22 protein-coding genes are annotated in these 22,428 nt (G+C 44.4%); 11 read left to right on the plus strand and 11 right to left on the minus strand.

All coding sequences use genetic code 11. The features are described 5' to 3' along the window. Positions 1 to 30: 30 nt before the first annotated feature. Positions 31 to 1,488, minus strand: coding sequence for a COG3014 family protein (locus tag NYG90_RS09695; protein ID WP_285257678.1), 1,458 nt, complete (start codon positions 1,486 to 1,488; stop codon positions 31 to 33). Between the two features lie 161 nt (positions 1,489 to 1,649). On the opposite strand from NYG90_RS09695, the gene typA reads away from it, so the two are divergent. Genes typA through pgp3 form a run of 7 tightly spaced genes read left to right on the plus strand, consistent with a single transcriptional unit; the run spans position 1,650 to position 9,254 of the window. Then, a complete protein-coding gene (gene typA, locus NYG90_RS09700; protein WP_285257679.1) occupies positions 1,650 to 3,455 on the plus strand; it encodes a translational GTPase TypA in 1,806 nt (601 codons plus the stop codon). 34 nt (positions 3,456 to 3,489) lie between these two features. Further along, positions 3,490 to 4,125, plus strand: coding sequence for an NAD(P)H-dependent oxidoreductase (locus tag NYG90_RS09705; protein ID WP_285257680.1), 636 nt, complete (start codon positions 3,490 to 3,492; stop codon positions 4,123 to 4,125). 17 nt (positions 4,126 to 4,142) lie between these two features. Further along, positions 4,143 to 6,518 (plus strand): ribonucleoside-diphosphate reductase subunit alpha, encoded by a 2,376-nt coding sequence (locus NYG90_RS09710; RefSeq protein ID WP_285264993.1) that lies wholly within the window; start codon positions 4,143 to 4,145, stop codon positions 6,516 to 6,518. 9 nt (positions 6,519 to 6,527) lie between these two features. After that, a complete protein-coding gene (gene purE, locus NYG90_RS09715) occupies positions 6,528 to 7,034 on the plus strand; it encodes a 5-(carboxyamino)imidazole ribonucleotide mutase (protein ID WP_285257681.1) in 507 nt (168 codons plus the stop codon). A gap of 1 nt (position 7,035) precedes the next feature. Next, positions 7,036 to 7,524 (plus strand): DUF3972 domain-containing protein, encoded by a 489-nt coding sequence (locus tag NYG90_RS09720; protein ID WP_285264989.1) that lies wholly within the window; start codon positions 7,036 to 7,038, stop codon positions 7,522 to 7,524. Then, positions 7,525 to 8,379, plus strand: coding sequence for a damage-control phosphatase ARMT1 family protein (locus NYG90_RS09725; protein WP_350338555.1), 855 nt, complete (start codon positions 7,525 to 7,527; stop codon positions 8,377 to 8,379). It begins immediately after the preceding gene. A gap of 20 nt (positions 8,380 to 8,399) precedes the next feature. Then, the gene (gene pgp3, locus NYG90_RS09730; protein WP_285257683.1) at positions 8,400 to 9,254 is read left to right on the plus strand and encodes a peptidoglycan metallopeptidase Pgp3; all 855 of its coding nucleotides are present in this window, start codon (positions 8,400 to 8,402) and stop codon (positions 9,252 to 9,254) included. 44 nt (positions 9,255 to 9,298) lie between these two features. Here pgp3 and NYG90_RS09735 read toward each other — a convergent pair whose 3' ends face one another. The 7 genes from NYG90_RS09735 to NYG90_RS09765 form a co-directional block, all read right to left on the minus strand. Beyond that, positions 9,299 to 9,466 (minus strand): hypothetical protein, encoded by a 168-nt coding sequence (locus NYG90_RS09735; protein WP_285264990.1) that lies wholly within the window; start codon positions 9,464 to 9,466, stop codon positions 9,299 to 9,301. A 219-nt stretch (positions 9,467 to 9,685) separates the two neighbouring features. Then, the gene (locus NYG90_RS09740) at positions 9,686 to 10,609 is read right to left on the minus strand and encodes a lipid A biosynthesis lauroyl acyltransferase (protein ID WP_285257685.1); all 924 of its coding nucleotides are present in this window, start codon (positions 10,607 to 10,609) and stop codon (positions 9,686 to 9,688) included. Between the two features lie 7 nt (positions 10,610 to 10,616). Beyond that, positions 10,617 to 12,074: a Ppx/GppA phosphatase family protein gene (locus NYG90_RS09745; RefSeq protein ID WP_285257686.1), complete on the minus strand. Its 1,458-nt coding sequence runs from the start codon at positions 12,072 to 12,074 to the stop codon at positions 10,617 to 10,619. Beyond that, on the minus strand, positions 12,074 to 12,325 hold the full coding sequence (locus NYG90_RS09750) for a YfhL family 4Fe-4S dicluster ferredoxin (protein WP_115011863.1): 252 nt from the start codon (positions 12,323 to 12,325) through the stop codon (positions 12,074 to 12,076). Before NYG90_RS09750 ends, NYG90_RS09745 begins: the two co-directional genes overlap by 1 nt. A gap of 77 nt (positions 12,326 to 12,402) precedes the next feature. After that, positions 12,403 to 12,714, minus strand: a complete 312-nt coding sequence (locus tag NYG90_RS09755) for a hypothetical protein (protein ID WP_115011864.1) — start codon at positions 12,712 to 12,714, stop codon at positions 12,403 to 12,405. 17 nt (positions 12,715 to 12,731) lie between these two features. Next, positions 12,732 to 13,691 carry a 16S rRNA (cytosine(1402)-N(4))-methyltransferase RsmH gene (gene rsmH, locus NYG90_RS09760; protein WP_285257687.1) on the minus strand — a complete coding sequence of 320 codons (960 nt, stop codon included), beginning with the start codon at positions 13,689 to 13,691 and terminating at the stop codon, positions 12,732 to 12,734. 135 nt (positions 13,692 to 13,826) lie between these two features. Beyond that, positions 13,827 to 14,672 carry a substrate-binding domain-containing protein gene (locus NYG90_RS09765; RefSeq protein ID WP_285257688.1) on the minus strand — a complete coding sequence of 282 codons (846 nt, stop codon included), beginning with the start codon at positions 14,670 to 14,672 and terminating at the stop codon, positions 13,827 to 13,829. A 190-nt stretch (positions 14,673 to 14,862) separates the two neighbouring features. Here NYG90_RS09765 and NYG90_RS09770 point away from each other — a divergent pair, with 190 nt between their 5' ends. Next, positions 14,863 to 16,797 carry a sensor histidine kinase gene (locus NYG90_RS09770; RefSeq protein ID WP_285257689.1) on the plus strand — a complete coding sequence of 645 codons (1,935 nt, stop codon included), beginning with the start codon at positions 14,863 to 14,865 and terminating at the stop codon, positions 16,795 to 16,797. Next, positions 16,794 to 17,681 carry a thiamine phosphate synthase gene (locus NYG90_RS09775; protein ID WP_285257690.1) on the plus strand — a complete coding sequence of 296 codons (888 nt, stop codon included), beginning with the start codon at positions 16,794 to 16,796 and terminating at the stop codon, positions 17,679 to 17,681. The genes NYG90_RS09770 and NYG90_RS09775 overlap by 4 nt, the downstream gene beginning before the upstream one ends. A 118-nt stretch (positions 17,682 to 17,799) precedes the next feature. Here the strand turns inward: NYG90_RS09775 and ggt are convergent, their stop codons facing one another. Then, a complete protein-coding gene (gene ggt / locus NYG90_RS09780; protein ID WP_285264991.1) occupies positions 17,800 to 19,473 on the minus strand; it encodes a gamma-glutamyltransferase in 1,674 nt (557 codons plus the stop codon). 72 nt (positions 19,474 to 19,545) lie between these two features. Here ggt and hemW point away from each other — a divergent pair, with 72 nt between their 5' ends. Then, a complete protein-coding gene (gene hemW, locus NYG90_RS09785; protein ID WP_285257692.1) occupies positions 19,546 to 20,709 on the plus strand; it encodes a radical SAM family heme chaperone HemW in 1,164 nt (387 codons plus the stop codon). Positions 20,710 to 20,736: 27 nt separating this feature from the next. On the opposite strand, the gene NYG90_RS09790 is transcribed toward hemW, so the two are convergent. Together NYG90_RS09790 and NYG90_RS09795 are read right to left on the minus strand one after the other, a co-directional pair. After that, positions 20,737 to 20,946 carry a hypothetical protein gene (locus NYG90_RS09790; protein WP_285257693.1) on the minus strand — a complete coding sequence of 70 codons (210 nt, stop codon included), beginning with the start codon at positions 20,944 to 20,946 and terminating at the stop codon, positions 20,737 to 20,739. Beyond that, complete coding sequence (locus NYG90_RS09795; protein WP_285257694.1) at positions 20,898 to 21,128, minus strand: hypothetical protein; 231 nt, start codon at positions 21,126 to 21,128, stop codon at positions 20,898 to 20,900. Before NYG90_RS09795 ends, NYG90_RS09790 begins: the two co-directional genes overlap by 49 nt. Before the next feature lie 85 nt (positions 21,129 to 21,213). Between NYG90_RS09795 and NYG90_RS09800 the strand changes: the two genes are divergently transcribed. Beyond that, a partial coding sequence (locus NYG90_RS09800; protein WP_285264992.1) for a PDC sensor domain-containing protein occupies positions 21,214 to 22,428 on the plus strand: 1,215 nt, incomplete at its 3' end.

Raw genomic sequence — 22,428 nt, forward strand, 5'->3', positions numbered from 1 at the left:
GTAGCAAGTCAAGTAGGCATATCCCAAAGTCTATTTGACTTGTTTATAGATAGCTTGCATATAGGCTTTAGCTGGTGTATCGCGCACATAGATGATCGAATTATGTCCTAGACATAATTCGATGTGGTTAGGCTTATTTGGCTTGATTTTTGTCTTGCTAGAATCTTGCGTGGCTTTATCGCATTGCTTTAGTGTCAGTGTCGCTATGGGGGTGTTTTGGGCTGTTAGCTGGATGGTTTGTGGATGTCGGTGGGGGATTTTGTTTAGCAATATTCGCTTAGGCAGCACACTTGTTATGCGTAAGTCCGCACTTGTTGTTGCCATAGAGTAGGTAGAGCCAAGCACAGAGCCTAGTAGCCCTAGCAGTGGATCAACCTGATCAAGTGCGCTAGATACGCCCACTTGCATAGCAAGCTTAATGCTACTTGAGACAAGTGCGCGCGTGCTTATGGCTTTAAGCTGTTTATCAAACTCAGTGGCGATGATAGAATCCACTTCTGCTAGCACTTCAAATGTCTTTGTAGAATCTAGTCTATACTCTTGTGCATAGCTTGGGATAGATTCTAGCTGCGGCAATGCTAAGCCAAAGTGAAAAAGCCCTTGAGTCGTGTAAAATGGCAGTGATATGCGCAATTCGCTTTTTCTTGCCTGCCTACCTTCTTCAAGGATAATCCAAGTATAAGCCTGCTTGTTGCGCGTAAGAAAATGCTGCAAGTCATTAGCGATAGTTGGCGAGCGTGTGATCCCATAAGATTCTTTAAGATAGTCTAACCCCTTAGAATCCCCAGAGAGCAAAAATACTAATCCAGAGAGATAAGACACGCTTGGGTTGATGAAGTTTTCAAACGCGCTAAATTGCTTGAGATTCCCATAATATTGCGTGAGAATACTATCGATTTCTCGGGTGGATTTGGATTGATCGATAATGCCATTGGCACTGCTTTGGTTGTAGCGACTTTGTTCTTGGGCTAGAGCTTTAGATATTTGGCTAGTGTAATATTCTTTGGCTCTTCTTTGGCGGTCATTGGCGCGATTAAACTCCACTCTAGCACGGGCTTGATCGCCCTGTGCAAGATAGGCTAGAGCTTTATAGTAATTGACAAATATACTCTCATATATATTACCACGATACTCTCTTGCATTGTCATTTACAAGGGTGGATCCCACTTGAGAGAGTGTGGAAGCAAGCAGTCCTTCTTGCTCAAATGCCAAAAGTCTATTTTCGCTTTGATCTAGGAGTGATAAGGTATCGGCGTTTTGGGTAGTAAAGCCACTTATCCCTGCTTGTATAAGCCATAAAAGATCATTGTTTTTAGCCTTTTTTTGTGCAAACTTATGTGCTTTGTCGGCAGAGTGGTGGTAATAGATTCTACTAAAATGCTCTAATGTGGCGACATCTGTGGCACATCCTGTAAAGCAGCCAAGACAGATACACAATGCCATTATGCAAGCAAAGTGCTTTGTGCAAAATAATACCCATAGTCGCATTTGTATCCTTGCGTGTGATTGGTGTGCTAGATACTCCTATTTTGGGCATTATAGCAAGATTTTTATGTGGATTCTCTCTAGATTTATGTCGCGTTTTATATTATAAATTTCAATAAATGTATGCTACAATCCCGCTCCCAATCCCACTAGAGAGTTTATCAATGCAAAATATACGAAATATCGCAGTAATAGCACACGTAGATCACGGCAAAACGACATTAGTTGATGGGCTTTTGAGCCAGTCTGGCACTTTTGGAGAGCGCGAGAAAGTCGATGAGCGCGTAATGGATTCTAACGATTTAGAAAGAGAGCGTGGGATCACGATACTCTCTAAAAATACAGCAATTACCTACAAAGATACTAAGATCAATATTATAGACACGCCCGGGCACGCAGATTTTGGCGGAGAGGTGGAGCGAGTGCTAAAAATGGTTGATGGTGTCTTGTTGCTTGTAGATGCACAAGAAGGCGTTATGCCACAGACAAAGTTTGTCGTCAAAAAGGCTTTAAGTTTTGGGATCCGCCCCATTGTCGTGGTAAATAAAATCGACAAGCCCGCCGCAGAGCCTGATAGAGTTGTTGATGAAGTCTTTGATCTTTTTGTTGCTATGGGTGCTAGCGATGAGCAGCTGGATTTCCCGGTGGTGTATGCTGCTGCGCGTGATGGCTATGCGATAAAAGACCTTAATGACCCTAAGGAGAACCTAGAGCCATTGTTTGAAACGATTTTAAAGTATGTCCCTGCTCCTAGTGGTAGCGTAGAAAATGCCTTGCAAATGCAAATATTCACTCTTGATTATGATAATTATGTAGGGAAAATTGGCATTGCGCGGGTGTTTAATGGGCGTGTGAAAAAGAATGAGAGTGTAATGCTTGCCAAAAGTGATGGTGAGAAAGAGACAGGGCGTATCACAAAGCTCATTGGCTTTATGGGATTAGCGCGCACAGAGATAGAATCTGCTGAAGCAGGAGATATTGTAGCTATTGCTGGGTTTAATGCCATTGATGTGGGGGATTCTATCGTTGATCCAAACAATCCTATGCCACTAGATCCTATGCACTTAGAAGAGCCTACAATGAGTGTGTATTTTGCGGTCAATGATAGTCCGTTAGCAGGCTTAGAGGGCAAGCATGTAACGGCAAATAAACTAAAAGATAGATTACTTAAAGAAATGCAGACTAATATCGCTATGCGCTGTGAAGAAATGGGAGAAGGGAAATTTCGCGTGAGTGGTAGAGGTGAGCTGCAAATCACGATTTTAGCCGAGAATCTACGGCGTGAAGGGTTTGAGTTTAGCATCTCGCGACCAGAAGTTATCATTAAAGAAATCGGTGGGGCTAAATGCGAGCCTTTTGAGCATCTTGTCATTGATACGCCACAGGATTTTAGTGGGGCGATTATCGAGCGACTTGGCAAGCGTAAGGCTGAAATGAAAGCGATGAATCCTATGGGAGATGGCTACACGAGGCTAGAGTTTGAAATCCCAGCAAGAGGGCTTATAGGCTATCGTAGCGAGTTTTTGACTGATACGAAAGGCGAGGGGATTATGAATCATAGCTTTTTGGAATTTCGTCCATTTAGTGGCAATGTAGAATCTCGTAAAAATGGTGCGCTTATTTCTATGGAAAATGGTGAAGCGACAGGCTTTTCGCTCTTTAATATCCAAGAAAGAGGTGTGTTGTTTATCACACCACAGACCAAAGTGTATGTGGGAATGGTAATAGGCGAGCATAGTCGCGATAATGATTTAGATGTCAATCCCATTAAGGCAAAACATTTGACAAATATGCGCGCAAGTGGGAGTGATGATGCCATTAAGCTTGTGCCCCCACGAGATCTTACCTTGGAGCGCGCGCTAGAGTGGATAGAAGAAGATGAGATTTTAGAGGTTACGCCAAGTAATGTCCGCATTCGCAAAAAGATCCTTGAGCCAAATTTGCGCAAGCGGGCTGCCAGCAAGAAATAGCACGCATTATTGATACCATTGCAAAGGAGTGAGAATGGATAATGGTTTTATCCAAGCGATGCGTTTTCGGCACGCTTGTAAGAAATTTGATGAGACAAGGTCGATCCCAGCTGATGTGTTTGAGGCAATCCTAGAATCTGGCAGACTTTCGCCAAGCTCTTTTGGTATGGAGCCTACGCGATTGCTAGTAGTAAGAGATAAGAAAAAAAAAGAGCAACTAAAGGCTTTGTGCTGGAATCAAGATCAAATCACCCAAGCCAGCGAGCTTGTGATATATCTTTCTAAAATTGCAGATATGCAGAGCGATAGTAATTATGCAATGTGGAGTTTTATGCGTAAAGGTATCAATATCGATCGTATTAAGGCATATAAAGATGAGCGATATAAGGGCTTTTTGCAGGCTAATGGTTATATAGATAGCCAAAGTATTTTTCAATGGAGTGCTAGGCAAGCGTATATAACAGCAAGCTCTATGATGAATTGCGCGGCGTATTTGGGCGTGGATTCCTGTGCAATAGAAGGGTTTGAGAAAGACAATGTTGAGAAGTTTTTAGCTCTTGATACATTTGATTATCAAGTGGCGTTGATTATGACTTTTGGCTATCGGTTAGAAGCACCTAAAAGACCAGCCCCACGCATTAGTATGAATGAATTTGTGCAATACATATAGGGAGATATACAATGGCAATGACAGGTATAAAGGTAGTAAAAAGAAGTGGGCGCATAGAAACACTTGATATACGCAAGATCCAAAAATACACCGCAAGTGCTATTGCGGGTTTAAGTGGCGTGAGTCAAAGTGACTTGGAGCTTGATGCAAAACTACACTTTAAAGATGGTATTACGACTAAAGAAATCCAGCAAGCTCTCATCAAAGCAGCAGTCGATAAAATCGACATTGATGCGCCAAATTGGACATTTGTCGCGGCGCGATTGTTTCTCTATGATTTATATCATCGCGTGAGTAGATTCACTGGCTATAAAAGCTTGCGAGAGTATTTTGAAAAAGCTGAAAAGGCAGGGCGAGTTGTCATAGGATTAAAGGAAAAGTTTGATTTGGATTTGCTTAACTCCCACATTGCGCCAGAGCGTGATTTGCAATTTAATTATCTTGGGATTAAAACACTATATGATCGCTATTTGATCAAAGATGCAGGTGGCGAGCCTATCGAGCTACCACAGCATATGTTTATGGCGATTGCAATGTTTCTAGCACAAAATGAACAAAATCCAAATGAATGGGCGATTAAGTTTTATGATTTAATTTCAAAATTTGAAGTTGTCTGTGCGACCCCAACTTTAGCCAATGCGCGCACACCAAGACATCAACTAAGCTCTTGCTTCATAGGAAGCACGCCGGATAATATTGAAGGTATTTTTGATGCATATAAAGAAATGGCGTTGCTTAGTAAGTATGGTGGTGGTATCGGCTGGGACTACTCCAAGGTAAGGGGACTTGGAAGTTTTATCGATGGACATAAGCGTGCTGCGGGTGGTGTCGTGCCATTTTTAAAGATCACCAATGATGTAGCCATCGCCGTAGATCAGCTTGGCACGCGTAAGGGTGCTATTGCTACTTATTTGGAGATTTGGCATTTTGATGTAACGGATTTTATTGATTTGCGTAAAAATTCTGGCGAAGAGCGCAGGCGCACACACGATCTATTTCCGGCATTGTGGATTCCGGATTTGTTTATGAAGCGTGTGGCAGAAGATAGACTCTGGACATTGTTTGATCCCTATCAATGTCCAGAGCTTACGGAACTGTATGGAGAAGAGTTTGAAAAGCGTTATATCGAGCTAGAAAATGACTCAAGTATCATTAAAGAAGAAATTAGAGCAAAAGATCTATGGAAAAAGATTTTAGTCAATTATTTTGAAACGGGCTTGCCATTTTTATGCTTCAAAGATAACGCCAATCGCGCAAACCCCAATAAACACGCTGGCATTATCCGCAGCTCAAATCTCTGCACAGAGATATTCCAAAATACCGCGCCAAGCCATTATAAAATAGAAATAGAATTTGAAGATGGCAATAAGGAAATATTTGAAGAAAGCGATATGATCACCACCGATGTTGGGCTGACTAAAAAGGCAAATAAGCTAACAAGTCTAGATTCTATCAATGGTAAAAAAATATTCATTACTCAAAAAATCCAAGAAGGTGGGCTGACAGCAGTCTGCAATCTTGCAAGCATTAACCTTAGCAGAATCCACACGAAAGAAGACATTGAGCGCGTGGTGCCCATAGCCATTAGAATGCTTGATAATGTGATTGATCTAAACTTCTATCCTAATCGCAAAGTCAAAACGACAAACTTACTCAATCGAGCCGTGGGGCTTGGTGTAATGGGCGAAGCAGAATTGCTTGCTACAGAGAAGATACATTGGGGTTCACAAGAACATTTGTGTAAAATTGATGAGCTTATGGAAATGATAAGCTATAACGCTATTTTAGCTAGCTCCAATCTTGCCAAAGAGCGTGGTAGCTACCCGCAGTTTGAAGGATCAAATTGGAGTAAGGGGATATTCCCCATCGATTTGGCAAACAAAGAAGCCTTAAAGCTTGTGGATAGAGGGGGGCTTTTTAGCTTGAGTTGTGATTGGCAGAATCTACGAGAGATTGTGCGCACAAATGGTATGCGCAATGGCTATCTTATGGCAATTGCTCCTACTAGCTCTATTAGCATTCTTGTGGGGACGACACAAACCATTGAGCCAATTTATCGCAAAAAATGGTCTGAAGAAAATCTAAGTGGGCTTATTCCTGTGGTTGCGCCAAGACTCACACTAGATACTTGGGAGTATTATAAGAATGCGTATGATTTGGATCAGCGTGATATTATCAAAGCTGCTGCAGTGCGGCAAAAATGGATTGACCAAGGGCAAAGCACAAATATCTTTATCAAGTTAAAAGATGTTAGTGTCAGTGGTAAGATGCTACACGAGATCTATTCACTTGCTTGGAAGCTTGGACTAAAATCTACATACTATCTCCGTTCTCAAAGCCCAGAGGCAGAGGAAGTGCTAGACAGAAGCATTGAGTGTGTAAATTGTCAATAAGGAGAAATGATGGATTTTGTTAGCGTGATTATGGGTAGCAAGAGTGATTATGAGATTATGCGACATTGTTTGCAGGCGTTAGAGTCGTTTTCTATCCCGTATGAAGTGCTAATTAGCTCTGCGCATAGAAGCCCTGATAGGACAAAAGATTATATCAAACAGGCAGAATCCAAAGGTGCAAAAGTATTTATCTGTGCGGCTGGTATGGCGGCTCATTTGGCTGGGGCAGTGTGTGCGCAAACGACAAAGCCTGTCATAGGAGTCCCGCTATCTGGTGGAGTGCTTGATGGGCTTGATGCTTTGCTCTCTACTGTGCAAATGCCCGGAGGTATGCCGGTGGCTTGTATGGCTGTGGGCAAGGCTGGTGCGCTCAATGCTGCGTATATGGCGGTGCAGATTCTAGCTATTGGCGATAAGGACTTAGCGGAAAAATTGCTTGCAGATAGGGCGGCAAAAGTTGTGCAAATTGAGCAAGATTCTAAAAGCATTGAAGTGAGACTACCAAATAGGGGGTAATATGGAAGTAAAAAACGCTGCGTGGTTGGAGTTTAGCGAATTTATCAAGCTTTCTGGTCTTGAAGAGCAAAAAGTAAAAGAGATGATCGAAAATGGCTCTATCGCAAGCAAGGAAGAAGATGGGCAGATCTTCATCGAAGCACAAAGCAGCACAAATGCACTAGTCAATCGCGTGCAGACAGGACTAACTAGTGCAGAGGCTAATGGCGTGGCTTATGACCCTGTCTTTGTCGAGCGCACGATCCATACTATTATGGGTTTGCACGAGAAGGTCATTGGAGCCAAAGATGAAACAATCAGTGCTTTTAAAAGTGAAAATAGTTTTTTAAAAGAAGCATTGATTTCTATGCAAGAAGTCTATGATGATGACAAAAAGACCATTGATGTAATGCGCGAAGAGCTAAAATCCGCTAGAGAAGAGCTAGAGTTTATGAAGCGTAAATATCGGCTTATGTGGGGGAAAGTCTCTGATCTTAGCGGAAATAAATAGGTGCAAGCAACACAAGAATGCCTAGCTTGCCTACACAAGCAAGCTAGGCGCACTATATTGCATCATATAAAAACCCAAGCCCATATCACTCTACCCATACCCCAAGCTCCGCCATCTTGCCCTCCGCCAAAGCTTGCGATAGATGTTTATAGGGCGATTGGGGATTTTGTCGCAAAGATGGATTTATATCACGACCAAAAGATTGCAAGCATACAAAAGGCAAAAATAGCACTAGAGCAAATCAAAGCACATACTGATATGCCACACACACTAGAATCTGCAATTAAGCTCGCAGCACTTGGCAATATCATCGACTATGGCAGCGCAGATGAATTTGATATAGAATCGTGTTTATTTGATATGGATTCTATGGAGTTTGCTATCTATGATATAAGCAATTTAAAGCAGCGATTAGCTAGCGCACGGGAGCTTGTATATATTGGCGATAATGCTGGAGAAGATGTGTTTGATAGTGAGTGCATAAAGCTTGTAATGCAGCTGTATCCGCAGCTTAAGGTGTATTACTTCACGCGTGGCACACCTATCATCAATGACATTACTTTGCAAGATTTGCGCGATAATCACTCGCCAATTTTAGAGATATGTGAAGTGGTGGATTCTGGGGTGCGCTCGCCGGGGTTTTTGTATGATGATGCTAGCGCGTATGCTAGGGGTTTGTATGATAGGGCTGATGTGGTTTTGGCAAAGGGTATGGGGAATTTTGAGTGCTTAGAAGATAAAGCTGATCCTAGAGTGTTTTTGCTTTTTAAGATTAAGTGCGCGGTGGTGGCAAATTTTTTGCAACATACGCAAGGTAAATTTGTGCTAAAAAATCTAGCCCCAGAATCTATATAGAATCCACATAAAGGAAATGTATGCGCAGATATTGGATTTTACTTCTTGCCTGTGCGATCCTTGCAGTAGCTCTAGAATCCACCGCAAAGGCTAATGGCACTCACGCCGCACATACTGCCTATAATGGCAGGCTTTTTATCGCTTATAGCAGTAGTCCCAATCCCACCCCGCTAGCAATAGATAAGCGCACAATCACTTGGCTTAAGCACCCGACACAACCTAAGCAAAAAATCGCTCTAGTGCCTATTGACTATCATACTAAGCCTGCAGTAGTGCGACTATCTAATGATTTGGCAATCACTATCCAGCAAGCACCCTACAAACAAGAGTCCATCAAAGTCCTAGACAGCAGTAAAATCCACCCAAGCAAGAAAGAGCAAAAACGCATTGCCAAAGAGCGTGAAGAGGTATTAGCGATCTATAAACACAACCGCAAAGCCACCTACTGGACAAAGCCATTTGCCTATCCGGTAAAGCGCGTTACTATCACAAGCCCTTTTGGCGGTGCGCGTGTATTTAATGGCGAAGTGCGTAGCTTCCATAGCGGGACAGATTTTCGAGCACCGCAAGGCACACCGATTTATGCGGCAAATGATGGGGTGGTGGTGCTGGCTAAGGATCGATTTATATCGGGAAAGTCGGTTGTGATTGATCACGGCAATGGGATTTATACGACATATTTTCATAATAGCAAGCTTTTGGTGCGTGCTGGAAAGTTTGTGCGCAAGGGTGAGAAAATCGCCCTAAGCGGTGCGACAGGCAGGGTAAGTGGAGCGCATTTGCATTTTGGCGTGGTGTGTAATGGCGTGCAGATTGACCCACTAGACTTCATCAAGCAAATCAACGCGCTTTTTGGCGTGTCTAGTAGTATTTAGAAGCGTGCTTAGCTAGAATTTAAAAAGTGGATTCTAGTTTAAGACTAGGGTAGGGCACTCAAGTTAGAATCCACTTTTTGTGTGCTTGTGTTTTTTGTGGATTGCCACGCCACTGCTAGCGCAGTGTCTTGCAATGACAGAAAAAGGGGCAGTGTCGCTAGAATCCACTTTTTTACTTTGCGGCTGGTTTTGATTTTTGGCGGATTTTTCAAACCGCCCTGATTGTCTGCTTCAAGGATTCTAGGGGTTACTAAAGAAACCTGCTTGCGTGCCCCCGCCTTGCACCGCTGTCGCTTGTTTTCTAAAGAAACATCGGCTACGCCGAGCGGTATCCCTTGTTTTCTAAAGAAACATCGGCTACGCCGAGCGGTATCCCTTGTTTTCTAAAGAAGCTACGCTTTGCGGTGGGGTTTCGTAGCTTTTTGGGGATTCTAGGGCTTTTTGGCATAGAGATTTGGATAGTAGTCCTTAAACCTCCGATGGAACCAAAACCAGCTTGCTGGATTGCTACGCACGACTTTGCTTGTAATATCTGCTTGAGCTTGCGTGGCTTGCGCTAGATCGCTTGTGGGATCTTGTGTGTGTGGCGCATAAATAGGCGGAAAAAAGCGCATAACAAAGCGCGAGTAGTCTTTATTCATATCGATAAACACCGGCACAATGGCGATATTAAATCGGCGTGAAAGCACAGAAGCTATGGGCGTGTGGCTTGCTTTCTTTCCTAAAAACTCCACACATACGCCTTCATTTGATGAGATACTTTGATCCACTAAGATCCCAGCCACAGCATTGCCCTGCGTGTAGAATCTAAGTAAATTTCTAAATGCCCCTGCCTTATCAATAAAGCGCACGCCTTGCAGCTCCCTGCGAGAAATAATAAGCTTATCGATACTATCAATCCCTGTGAGTCGCCCTAGGCTTGCCATTTTGCTTGGCTCTAGACGAGGGGGGAGGAAAGTCGCCAATGCCTCCCAATATCCAAAATGCCCCGATACAAGCACAGCACTGCCATCTTTACGCAAGCTATCTAGTATGTAATGCTCATCGATAATATCAAAGCGTTGTTTGTGGATATGGTAGGGGATTTTGGGGATTCTAATGCTTTCTAAAATCACAAAGGCAAAATTCTGGTAGCAACGCTTGATGATCGCGCGCTTTTGGGCGAGAGTTAGAGAATCTTCATAGATAAAATCCAAATTTGTCAGCGCGTCATTATAGCGGCGTTTGTTGTCCAAAAGACACATTAAAAATCCAAGGCTTTTCACACAGAGCAAAAACACTCGATGTGGCACGATCGCAAGGATTGATCCTAGCACGCTCACAAATGCTCCAAGCAATACGCCAACTATATTCATCTTGCACCTAGGAGATGATCACGCTAAGCTGTGCTGGTGGAGTTATATGCGCGATAGATTCTCTAGCTAGCACTAGCTTAGAATCTGCAGTGATAAAAAGCGTGTTATTTTCAAAGCTATATTGCAAGCAATGATCACCAGTGATACATAAAGCATACGCAAGCGATAGGATAAAGCTTAGCCATTGCAAATGCTCAATAGGTGGCATAATATCTGTGATATGGGCTATGGCGTCATCTTTGGGTATGCGTTTGTTGATGTATTCAAGCAAGAGACATAGCACTGCTCTATCAGTATGTGAGAATCCATAATCAAGCCCGTGTAGCAAAAAATACGCTCCGTGATCCGTCCGCCCATAAAAATTCAAAAACCCTCCCACATCGCATAATTGCGACACAATATGCAAGTATCGCTTGTTGCTTTCATCAAGTCTATGCACGCTAGCGAGCGCATCAAAGATCGCATTAGCTTCTTTAGCGATTGATTTTCCCCATTTGGTGCGCACTTTGAAGCGATCTTGCAAGGCGATAAGCGACGGATAGATCCCTTGTGGGAAGCGGTATTTTTGCGTGCGTAGCATATCAGCTAGAAACACTCCTTCTCGCACCCCCACACCGCTTGCTGTGATACACTTTGCCCCAAAATGCTCTAGTAGCATAGAGAAGATTAGCGCACCTGAGCGGATATTATCGCGCCGATCTAGCGATACCCCAAGCCCTCCTAGATCTTCTTCTTTTGCCTTATAGATAGTCTGGATAAAGGATTTTGCATCTTTGATAGCGATTTCATAGCCGTGGATGGTTTTTATCGGGTATTTTCTTTGCCTGCTTGTGATTTTGGCTAGTGCGCGGATCGTCCCACCGATACCAAAGATATTATCGTGGGTGAAATGCTGGGGGATTTTTTGCAGCTCTTGTTTGACAAACTGCTTTGCTTCATCTAGGGATTTTCGGTCAAAAAACAGCTCCTTTAAGCGGATTGTGCCTAAATGCAGCGATATGACTTCCTTGATGTCGCCATTTTCTATGATCGCACACTCCGTGCTACCTCCACCTATATCAATGGTAATGCCACTTTTTCTATGAGAGAGATTAGCACACGCTAGCCCACCATACCACGCTTCTTTTGCCCCATCGATGACTTTTATTTTTATCCCACTCTCTTTTCTAGCTCTGTGGAGAAATTCTGCGCGATTGGGTGCATCACGCACAGCAGAAGTTGCTACGCAAAGTAGCTTTCTAGCGGTGTATTTTTTAGCGATAGCGTGGAATTCTTTAAGTGTGTTGATCGCGCGGCGCATAGGGGCTTCTTGCAAGAATCCGCCATTTTCATAGCAGCCTTGAGAAATCCGCACGCGTGATTTGCACTCATAAATAAGCCGGAATCCATAGCGACTTGTCTTTTCAAAAATCGCCATCCTTGCAGAGTTTGAGCCAATGTCAATCACTGCAGTAATTTTTGCCATTACTCGCCTTTGTTAAGCTGCTCAAATTTGTATTTCAGCTCTTCTAAGCTCTCGCTATTATCCGGATCTGGGATAATGGCATCTTTAGGGCAGACACTCACACAGCTTGGCTCATCATAATACCCCACACACTCCGTGCAGCAATCTGGATCAATCGTATAAATTGGATCGCCCTCTACGATCGCATCATTTGGGCATTCTTCTAGGCACGCATCGCAAGCGATACATTCATCATTGATCATTAAGCTCATATTCTCTCCTTGTGGGTGATAAAATAAAGCGTGTTTCTATCCAAAAACTTCTTAAACTCCCTTGAAATATCATAATCTTAACGCGTGGTGGATTGTGTCTTGAGGTATTGATAGCGCAGGGATTCACGCTCATTTTGCAGGCGTTTGTTTTCTTCTTTGAGTAGATCGCTTTGGGTTTGGAGCTTGTTAATGTCGCGACTAATGTAGTAGATCGAGCTAGAAAGCCAGATTTTAGGCATACAAATAAGCAAGGCAAGAAACAACCCCCCATATACGATGATCAAATAGCGTATATGCAGCCCGCTTGCAGGCTCATCATCATAGAGAGCTGATTTCTCACTAGAATCTACGCGTATATCTTGGTAAAGATCATTATGGGTATCTGGCATTATGTCTCCTTGGGCGATTATTGTAGCGCAAAAGCGCGAAGTTTAGCCGATCTTGCGCGTGGATTAGCGCGCACTTCTTCTGGGCTTGCTACTAGAGGCTTTTTGGTTAGGATGGTGCCTTTGGCGTGATTGTCTCCACACACGCAGCGCAGGGCATCGTTTGGGCAGATACAGGATTTTGATAAAGTCTTAAAGCACTCTTTTACAAGCCTATCTTCTAGTGAATGAAAGCTGATAATGCCAACAATAGCTCCGCACAGGCTGGGGCTTGTGCTAGCTTGAGAGATAGATTCTAGCAGGGTTTGTAGGGCATTAAGCTCATCATTGACTGCTATGCGCAAAGCTTGGAAAGCAAGCGTAGCAGGGTGGATTTTATGCTTAGGGAAATGCCTAGAGAGAAGCTCGCTTAAATCGCGTGCATTGTAGAATCCACTTTCATCGCGCGGCTGTGTGCTGGCAAACTCTTTTATGATACGCGCCATTTTTTTGGATTCTACTATTTGCCCATAATCGCGCAGTAGCTCTTCTAGTGCGTATGGAGAAAATTCTGCGATGATGGAGCTGGCATTACGCGATAGGCGCGTATCCATACGCATATCAAGCCTTTCACTCACAAAGCTAAAGCCCCGTTCGCGTGTATCTAGCTGCAAAGAGCTTACCCCAATATCTGCTAGCACACCTGCTATACGCTTATTTTGGGCGTGTGCTAGATCTAGGGCTTGTAAGAATCCTTGCGCAAAATTTGCGTGTAAAATCTCTAGGCGATCGCTAAAATCAGCTAGATTTTCTCTAGCAAGTGCAATGGCACTAGCATCTTGATCGATCCCGATGAGTGTAAGGTCTGGGCATAGCTCTAAGATCATTTTGCTATGTCCGCCAAGCCCCAGCGTGCAGTCGATAAACACGGCATTAGAGCAAGAGCGCAACGGCGCAAAAACACTAGCTACTTGCTCCATAAGCACAGGAATATGTCGCATATCCTATCCCAATCTGTAAAAGTGGATTCTATCAACGAAGTGAAAGTGTAATGCTAAAGAAGTTTTAATAAAACTAAGGTAAATCAGCCCCACCAAGCAGTAGGGCTTTAAGAGGTGAAGTATTATAAGAGTGGATTATTTAAGATCCCAATCTTTAATACTACCGCTAAAGATGTCTTTGACTTGAGCTTTTGAGAGATTGCTAAGAGAGTTTTTTGGATTGACAATCACTGCTAGACCATCGATAGCAAGGACGCGTGGCTTTACACCCTTTGCTAGCTCGCTATCTTTTAGCTCGCGGCTTACCATACCGATATGCGCGATACCTTGCACTGTGGCATTAACTCCCGTTGTAGAATCTGATTGCTGCACTTCGATCGTGGCTTTTGGATTCTGGGCGATGTAGAGTTCTTTGAGCTTTTCCATAAGAGGTGTTACAGAGCTAGAGCCAGCGATGACGATTTTGCCCTCGGGATTTTTAGGCGTGTATGCTTTAGCTTCTGTTGGGATATAGCCAGCTTTGACGATAGTGTCTTGCACTTTGTCTGAGCCGATGAAGCCTAGGAAGTCATCTGCAAGTGGGTTTGGCTTGGTGGTGATGACAAGGAATGGGCGAGAAACGCTGTATTTCTTGCTTTTAATGTTTGCTGCGCTTGGAGCTACACCATCGATGTTTAGGGCTTTTACACTATTGCTTAATGCGCCAAGTGATACATAGCCGATCGCGTTTTTGTTGCGTGCGATTGTAGTGAGCATAACGGCAGTGGAGTTTGTGATCTCTGCGCGTGGTGAAGTCATATCGATCTTTTTATCACCTTGTTTTTGCAAGAGGTCAAAAATCTCTACAAACGCTCCCCTAGTGCCTGAGCCTTCTTCTCGAGATACGAGATTGATAGGTGCAGCACTAGCAAGTGTTACAGAGCATAGGCTAAACGCCAAGACAAATTTCTTCAACGCTTTTGGGAAAGCAAATGTTCTCATAAGAACTCCTTTAATAAATTTGCAGAATGCAAGTAGAATGGTAATAGCCCATTGTAAAGTGTCAAGTAAGTTTTGTAAAAATATAGTAAATGTTTAAGCCCTATGGCAAACACTAGAATCCTAAAGAATACTAATGCCCAAAGCTTTGCTACAATGCCGCTTTCTAAATAGATTTTGCTAAAGAGTTATAATGCCACGCCAACACCTATCAATCACGCACAAAGCTAGCAGCCCACAAATCTCCACCCCCTACGCCAACACCGATAGTAGCAATCCGCCCAAATCCCCACCGCCAAAGTCCTTGCAGGCAAAGATTTTTTACTCGATTTTTGGGCTTGTAGCGGGAGTGGAGATTGTGATTTTCGCGCTATTTTTTCTAGCAGCTGATGCCATTGGGCAGAAATGGGCTTATGAGCATTTAGAGCAAGAGTCCAAAAAGCTCATCACACAAATGCACAATACTGATTATCTCTCCTTTTGGGCGCAATACCCCTATCGTATTTCACTCATCACAGAAGAGGGTGTTGTCGTGTATGATAACACCATTAGCGCGGTGGATTTAGATAATCACAAAGACCGAGAAGAGGTGCAAATGGCACTAAGTATTGGCAAGGGCTATATCGAGCGCAAATCCACAAACACACTCTATAAATCCCTGTATTATGCAAGCTATTTACCCGAATATCGGCTGATCTTGCGGATCTCTATGAATCAAAAGGACATTTATGCGTTTTTACTGCCTATTTTGGGCTATATGGCGGGGCTTCTTATCCTTACGCTGCTGCTAAGCACGATCATCACAAGCTACTTGACAAGATCTATCATCGCTCCGCTTAATAATCTCTCCACCCTAGATAGCAAGAAATTCTGCGCGCCTTACCGCGAGCTTGTGCCATTTTTTGATAAGCTCATCGCGCAAAAAAGACGCCTTAAAAAGCAGCTTAAAATTATCCGCCACCAGCAGCAGCAATTCCAAGCAATTAGCCAAAATATCAATGAAGGCTTAGTGCTAATTGATACAAAAAAGCAGATTCTAAGCTACAACACCAAGGCAAAGACCCTGCTCCCAAGCCTAGAATCCATCTCTGCTACTAATGCCACACCAGAGTCGCCAGAGCTGTATGTAGCACACGAGATTTTTGCATTTATCGACCTGCTTTCTCCCCAGATCCAAACAAGCGAGCTACAAATACACGATAATTACATCGAGTGCATTGCCTTGCCTATTTGGGGGAAGCTAAAGCCCAAAGCCTTTGTCGTTTTGTTGCTTGATCGTAATGAAAAAAACCAAATCCACGCAATGCGCAAGGAGTTTAGCGCGAATGTTACACACGAGCTAAAAACTCCGCTAAGTGTGATTATGGCAAGCAGCGAGATGATGCGCCAAGGGCTAATCCCGCAAAAAGACTTTATGCTGTTTTTTGACAAAATCTATGATGAGTGCAAAAGACTGCTGGAAATCATCAATGATATTTTAAAGCTCTCGTTTTTTGATGAAGGTGGCGCGGAGCTAGAGACTAGCACGATTTATATCCAAGAAGTAGCCCACAAGGTGCTGCAATCTCTATCGCCCCTAATCGTTGACAAACAGCTGCGCGTGCAGGTGCTGTGCGATGAGGAGCAGTGTGCTATCAATGGTGTAGCGCGTTTGCTAGAAGATATGCTCTATAATCTTTGCGAAAATGCGATTAAATACAACGCCCAGCAAGGCTTGCTAGAAATCCGCATCACTCGCGCGAAATTTTATATCCAAGACTTTGCGCACTTCACCCATATCACGGCAAGTCTCCCACTCCCGCTAGAGCAAGACACCATTGCTATTGCCATCAAAGATAGCGGCATAGGGATCCCAAAGGACGAGCAAAAGCGCGTGTTTGAGCGATTTTACCGCGTAGATAAAAGCCGCAGTAAAAAGCTTGGCGGCACAGGGCTTGGGCTATCCATAGTCAAGCATATAGCGATCTACCACAATGCCCATATATTTCTGCGCTCTCAAGTGGATTGTAGTGCAAATGCGGATTCTAGTGTAAAAGTGGATTCTAGTAGCGGCAGTGAAATTGTCGTGGTATTTACTGCCCCAAAAGCCACGCTACACAAAAACACGCCACACAAAAACACGCTATGACAGAATCCATAATGCCACAAAAACTACAAGGCATTTATGCCATAAGTGATGAGAGCCTAACACCTTATGCGATTTTGCCTAAATGTGTAGAATCCGCTCTTAAAGCTGGGGTTAGGATCTTTCAGCTGCGTGATAAAAGCCATAGCGATGCGTGGCTTTATCCCATTGCCAAGGAGCTTTTAGGGCTGTGTGAGCGGTATGGCGCACTTTTTGTGCTAAATGACAGGCTAGAGCTTGCCCTAAGGCTTAATACCCCGGCATTGCATATCGGCAGAGATGATGGGGAGTTTGCTCGTGTGCGAGAGCGGTTTGGCGGGATCTTAGGTGCTTCAAGCTATGGGGATTTGCACAGAGCAAAGATTCTAGAGTCTTTGGGGGCGGATTATGTGGCGTTTGGCGCGTTTTTCCCCTCTGCTACAAAGCCTAATGCCGCGCCTGCACCGCTTGAGATCCTGTCCCAAGCCAAACAAGAGCTATGCATACCAATCTGTGCTATCGGTGGCATTAGCACTCATAATATCCACCTGCTAAAAAACGCCGATATGCACGCAGTGATAAGCTCTCTATGGTCTTATGGACCACAAGATTCTAGCCTCTTAGAATCCACTTTTGATACATCGCAAAAAATGGATTGCCACACTACTGCTACGCAGTGTCTCGCAATGACAGAGAAAAATGCCCCTAGTGAAAACGCAGTTTCTTTAGAAAACGCAGCTTCTTTAGAAAAAGTGGATTCTAGGGAAAAAGTGGATTCTAGGGATAATGCCAAAAATGTAAAAAACTCCGCACAGGAGATTTTGGAGCTAGAATCCACTTTGCAAGACCGCCTAGATGCCATAGCCCATAATGCCAAAGCCCTGCACAATGCCTTACATAAGCGTTAGTGGTATAAGTAGATCTACTTTAAGAGATTGTTTAAAAGATTGATAGAGAGTAGGGGGTTTAGGGAGAGTGCTAGGGCTTGCACGCCCTAGCGCAAAAACTAAGTAAGCCTAGCTAGATCTAAAACTCTGTCCTAGGATCGTGAGCGGCTTGCATTACTCCGTTATTGATAAGGATCGCATTCACATCGCCCATATCAGGGAGCTCTACAAGTTTATAGCCCATTTTAGTAAGATTGTCTTTAGTATCTTGCCCAAGTCCAAAGGCTTCAAGCCGCAGCTCATCAGGGAGCCACTGCATATGGAAGCGACTAGATTCTACCGCGCGAGCTATGTCCATTTTGTAATCAATCACATTGATGATGACTTGCAGCACGGTTGTGATGATCCTAGCACCGCCGGGACTACCGACTACCATATAGAGCTTGTTGCTTTTATCTAGCACGATTGTAGGAGACATCGAGCTTAGAGGGCGTTTGCCCGGCTCAATGGCATTGGCATCGCCACCCACTAGCCCAAATTGATTAGGCACACCGGGCTTAATGGAAAAATCGTCCATTTCGTTATTGAGCAAGAATCCTGCCCCATCGATCGCCGCATACGCACCAAAAGAGCCATTGATCGTATAGGTTACACTCACGGCATTCCCCCATTTATCTGCGACAGAATAATGCGTAGTGTTATTACCCTCGTGGATTGGTCCAAGACCTGGCTTTACCTCACTGCTTGGCGTGGCGTTTGGCTTGATATTGGCATAAATGCTTTTTGCATACGCTTTGCTTAGAAGTTTATCTAATGGGATTTTGACAAAGCTAGGATCCCCCATATACTCAGACCTATCCGCATAGGCTTGGCGCATAGCTTCAGCGATGATGTGGATAGCTTGCGAGCTTTGGTAGCCTAGCTTTGTGATATTGGCGTTTTCTATGGTGTTTAGGATTTGGATAATATGCGTGCCACCACTGCTTGGCGGAGACATAGAGAGAATCTTATAGCCCCTATAAGTCCCCTCCACAGGCTTGCGCCATACAACTTCATATTGTGCTAGATCTTGCTTAGTGATAATCCCGCCATTTTTCTTCATATCTGCTTCGATCATTCCAGCAATCTCGCCTTTGTAGAACGCATCAGGACCCTTCTGGGCGATGAGTCGCAAAGTCTTGGCAAGATCTTTTTGCACGAGAATTTCACCTTGCTTATAAGTCTTGCCATCAGGCTTTAGGAAATACTTCTTAGAGCTTGCAAACTTGGCTAGATTGCCTTGGGCTTCTAGCATTGTTTGGGCTTGTCGCTCTGTGATAGCAAAGCCCTTTTCCGCTAGCTCGATAGAGGGCGCGATGAGATCGGCTAGCTTTTTGGTGCCATATTTATCAAGCATAGCACTCATACCTTTTACCGTGCCCGGCACTCCAGCAGCTAGATAGCCTACAACGCTAAGATCTTGTATGACATTGCCATTTTTGTCCAAATACATATCGCGCGTGGCTTTTGCGGGAGCTACTTCGCGGAAGTCTAGGGTGATGTTTTGCCCATTTGCTAGGTGGATTAGCGCGAAGCCTCCGCCACCGATATTGCCTGCTGCTGGATGCACGACTGATAGCGCGTAGCCCACTGCTACTGCCGCATCAATGGCATTCCCGCCAGAGTCTAGCACCTTTTGCCCTATGCTATCTGCTAGCTCGTGCGTAGAGACTGCTAGACCATTGCCTTTTGGATCTGTGATAGGCAAATAGCTCGCCCCAAAGCTCTGTGTGCTTAGGAATGCACACACTATAAATACGAAAAGTTTCTTCATCAACACTCCTTGAAAAGTTAGAATAAGCTAAGATTCTATCCAAATTTTTGAGACTAATACAACGGAGTAGCTATGGTGCTATATATCCATATACCATTTTGCACAAGTAAGTGTGGGTATTGCGCCTTTAGCTCTTATACGGGGGTGGATTCTAGTGTACAGCAAGCCTACATACAATGCCTGCTGCGTGATCTTAGCTACACGCTTAGTGCGTATAGGGCTAAGAAGCTAGAATCTATACTCATAAATCCAGCCCTAGAATCTAGCCTTGCAGAGCTGGATTCTAGCGACTTCGCGCCTATGGAGCTTGATAGCATTTATATCGGTGGTGGCACGCCAAGCCTACTGCCTAGCAGCGCGTATGCGCTGATATTTGAGCAAATCGCGCGATTTTGCGATATGCAAAGTATCCAAGAAATCACCATAGAAGCCAATCCCAACACCCTGCAAGCACAATGGTGCCGCGATCTCTCGCGCCTAGGAGTAGGGCGCATTAGCCTAGGGGTGCAGAGCTTTGATCCGCGCAAGCTCGCATTTTTAGAGCGCGATCATAGCGGGCGAGATATTTACCACGCCCTAGAAATCGCCCAAGTCTTCCCACATAGAAGCATTGATATGATGTATGGCACGCCTTTTGATGATGAAGCCATGCTGCGTGCGGATATGCAAAAAGCCTGCGCGCTAGATATTGATCACCTCTCTGCCTACTCGCTTATGATAGAGCCGGGTGCGCGCTTTGCCCATAAACACAAATCCCTAGCCGCGCCAAGCCTAGCGCAAAAAGATAGCCTAGAGAAGCAAGCACACATCGTGCGTGAAGTAGCCCTAGCACAGGGCTTTTACCACTATGAAGTCTCCAACTTCGCCCGCCCTTACAAATGCCTACACAATCGCAAATATTGGGCTGGGGCGGAGTATCTGGGCTGCGGCGTGGGGGCAGTGGGTAGGGTAGGGCAGGTGCGCTATGAGCGGCAAAAGGACTTGCGAGCATACCTAGCAGATCCTTTGGCAAAGGCGTGTGAGAGCCTAGCCCCAAGCGACCTAGCCTTTGAGGCGGTGTTTTTGGGGCTTAGGAGTGAAGTGGGCGTGGATATTGCTGCGGTATCTGCGTCTATCAATCCCAATCGCCTAAGTATTTTGCTAGAGGAAAAAATGTGTTTTTTGCGAGATGGCAGGCTTGTGGCGCGTGATATATTTCTGGCTGATGAGATCGCGCTATGGCTTATGCGTGAATAGGGCAGGCGATAAGCAAGCGATGGAGCTTCAAAGCAAGCCTAGAATCCACTTTTTGCGTTTTGTTAGCATTATTTCAAAAGTGGATTCTAGGCTTGTTATGGATCGCCACGCCGATACATCGGCTCGCGATGACAAAAGGGGCATTTTGTGTGTCATTGCAAGCGGTGATTGTGCTTGTGCAAGCATTTTTATGCTGTCATTGCGAGAAAATCCGCAAGGATTTTCGTGGCAATCCATTTTCCACTAGCAGCAATGCCTTTTCTGTCATTGCGAGCAAGCGCGATAGCGGTTGCGCGGCAATCCACAAAGAAAACCACCCAGCCCCTAGAATCCACTTTTTGCGTTTTGTTAGCATTTTCAAAAGTGGATTCTAGGCTTGTGGTTTGTGCTGGATCTAGGCTTGCCTTATGGATCGCCACACCGCTCCTTATATCTGCGCTATTTCCTTGACTTGACAAAAAAAAAAAAATAGAATTTTGTATTTGACAAATCAAGGAGGAAGCAATGTTTAATAGACTAAGCATAGGAAGCAAGATCGTTGTTTCAGTGAGTTTGATTCTGCTTTTGTGTATGGGGATTTTGGGCGTTGTTTTGGTGAGTGTTTCGCACAATATCCAAACTAGTGATGCCAATAAGCTTGTGCTAAATGTAGCAAAGCGGACAGGCAATGCCATAGAAGGCTATATCAATGAAAGCTTTGTAGCCCTAAACTACTCGCAAAGAAATCTTGCGCAATATATCCATAGCAAAAGCTTCAATGAAAATACAGCAAAGCATATCCTAACCGCCCTTTTAGACTCTAATCAATGGGTAGAATACGGCTATATCTACCTAAAAAGCCCATCACTAATGCCTGATGCAAGTAGTGCTTATAGGCTGGCAAATGGCGGAGTGCTGATGCTAGGGCACGATGATAAGCCAAAGGAGCTTGGAGGGGTGGCGATTTTGCCTGCTGATAGGGCATTTTTAGCTGATGATGGCTTGCAAAAGGCTCTTTCAAGTGGCAAGCCAAGTATCGGTAATCCCACAGAGATGCACACTGCTGGGGAGCAGAAAATACGCGTGACGCTTAATTACCCAATCATAGATGAATATGGCAGTGTCCAAGGTGTCGTGGGAGCTACATTGCACCTGGGGCTTATAGGGGACTCTCTCTTTGCGCAGCGCAGAAGTATCTTTGAAAATGACTATCGCGCGCTTATCACAAGTGATGGGGCGTTTGTCCTGCACCCAAATAGCGAATTTACAGGCAAGAATCTCGCTGATGTAAGTGCGGATAATCCAAGTATGCAAGCCGTGCTAAATGCGCTCAAATCCCACGAATCTGGCGTATATGAAGTGAGAAATAAGCGAGGGGAAGAGAGTATTATGGGGATCGCTTCATTTGAAGTGGGGCGAGGTAGCACTGGGCAGTGGTGGGGGAGCGTTACCGTTGCGCCCAAATCATCAGTGTATGACTCTGTGGGCTTTATGAGAAATGTCAATATTGCGGGTGTTTTGATCTGTGTGCTGGTGATCGCGACATTTGTGTTTATCTATGTAAAGATAACGATCACAGCTCGTATCCATCGTATCTCCCACACTCTCTTTGAATTTTTCCAATACCTAAACCACGAGACAAAAGTCGCGCCAAAGCCACTTGTGCTAAAGAGCCAAGATGAGCTAGGGGTGATGGCAGTAGCTATCAATCAAAACATCGAGCGCACGCAAAATGGGCTA

The organism is Helicobacter zhangjianzhongii, assembly GCF_030249855.1.
Taxonomy (GTDB): Bacteria; Campylobacterota; Campylobacteria; order Campylobacterales; family Helicobacteraceae; genus Helicobacter_B; species Helicobacter_B zhangjianzhongii.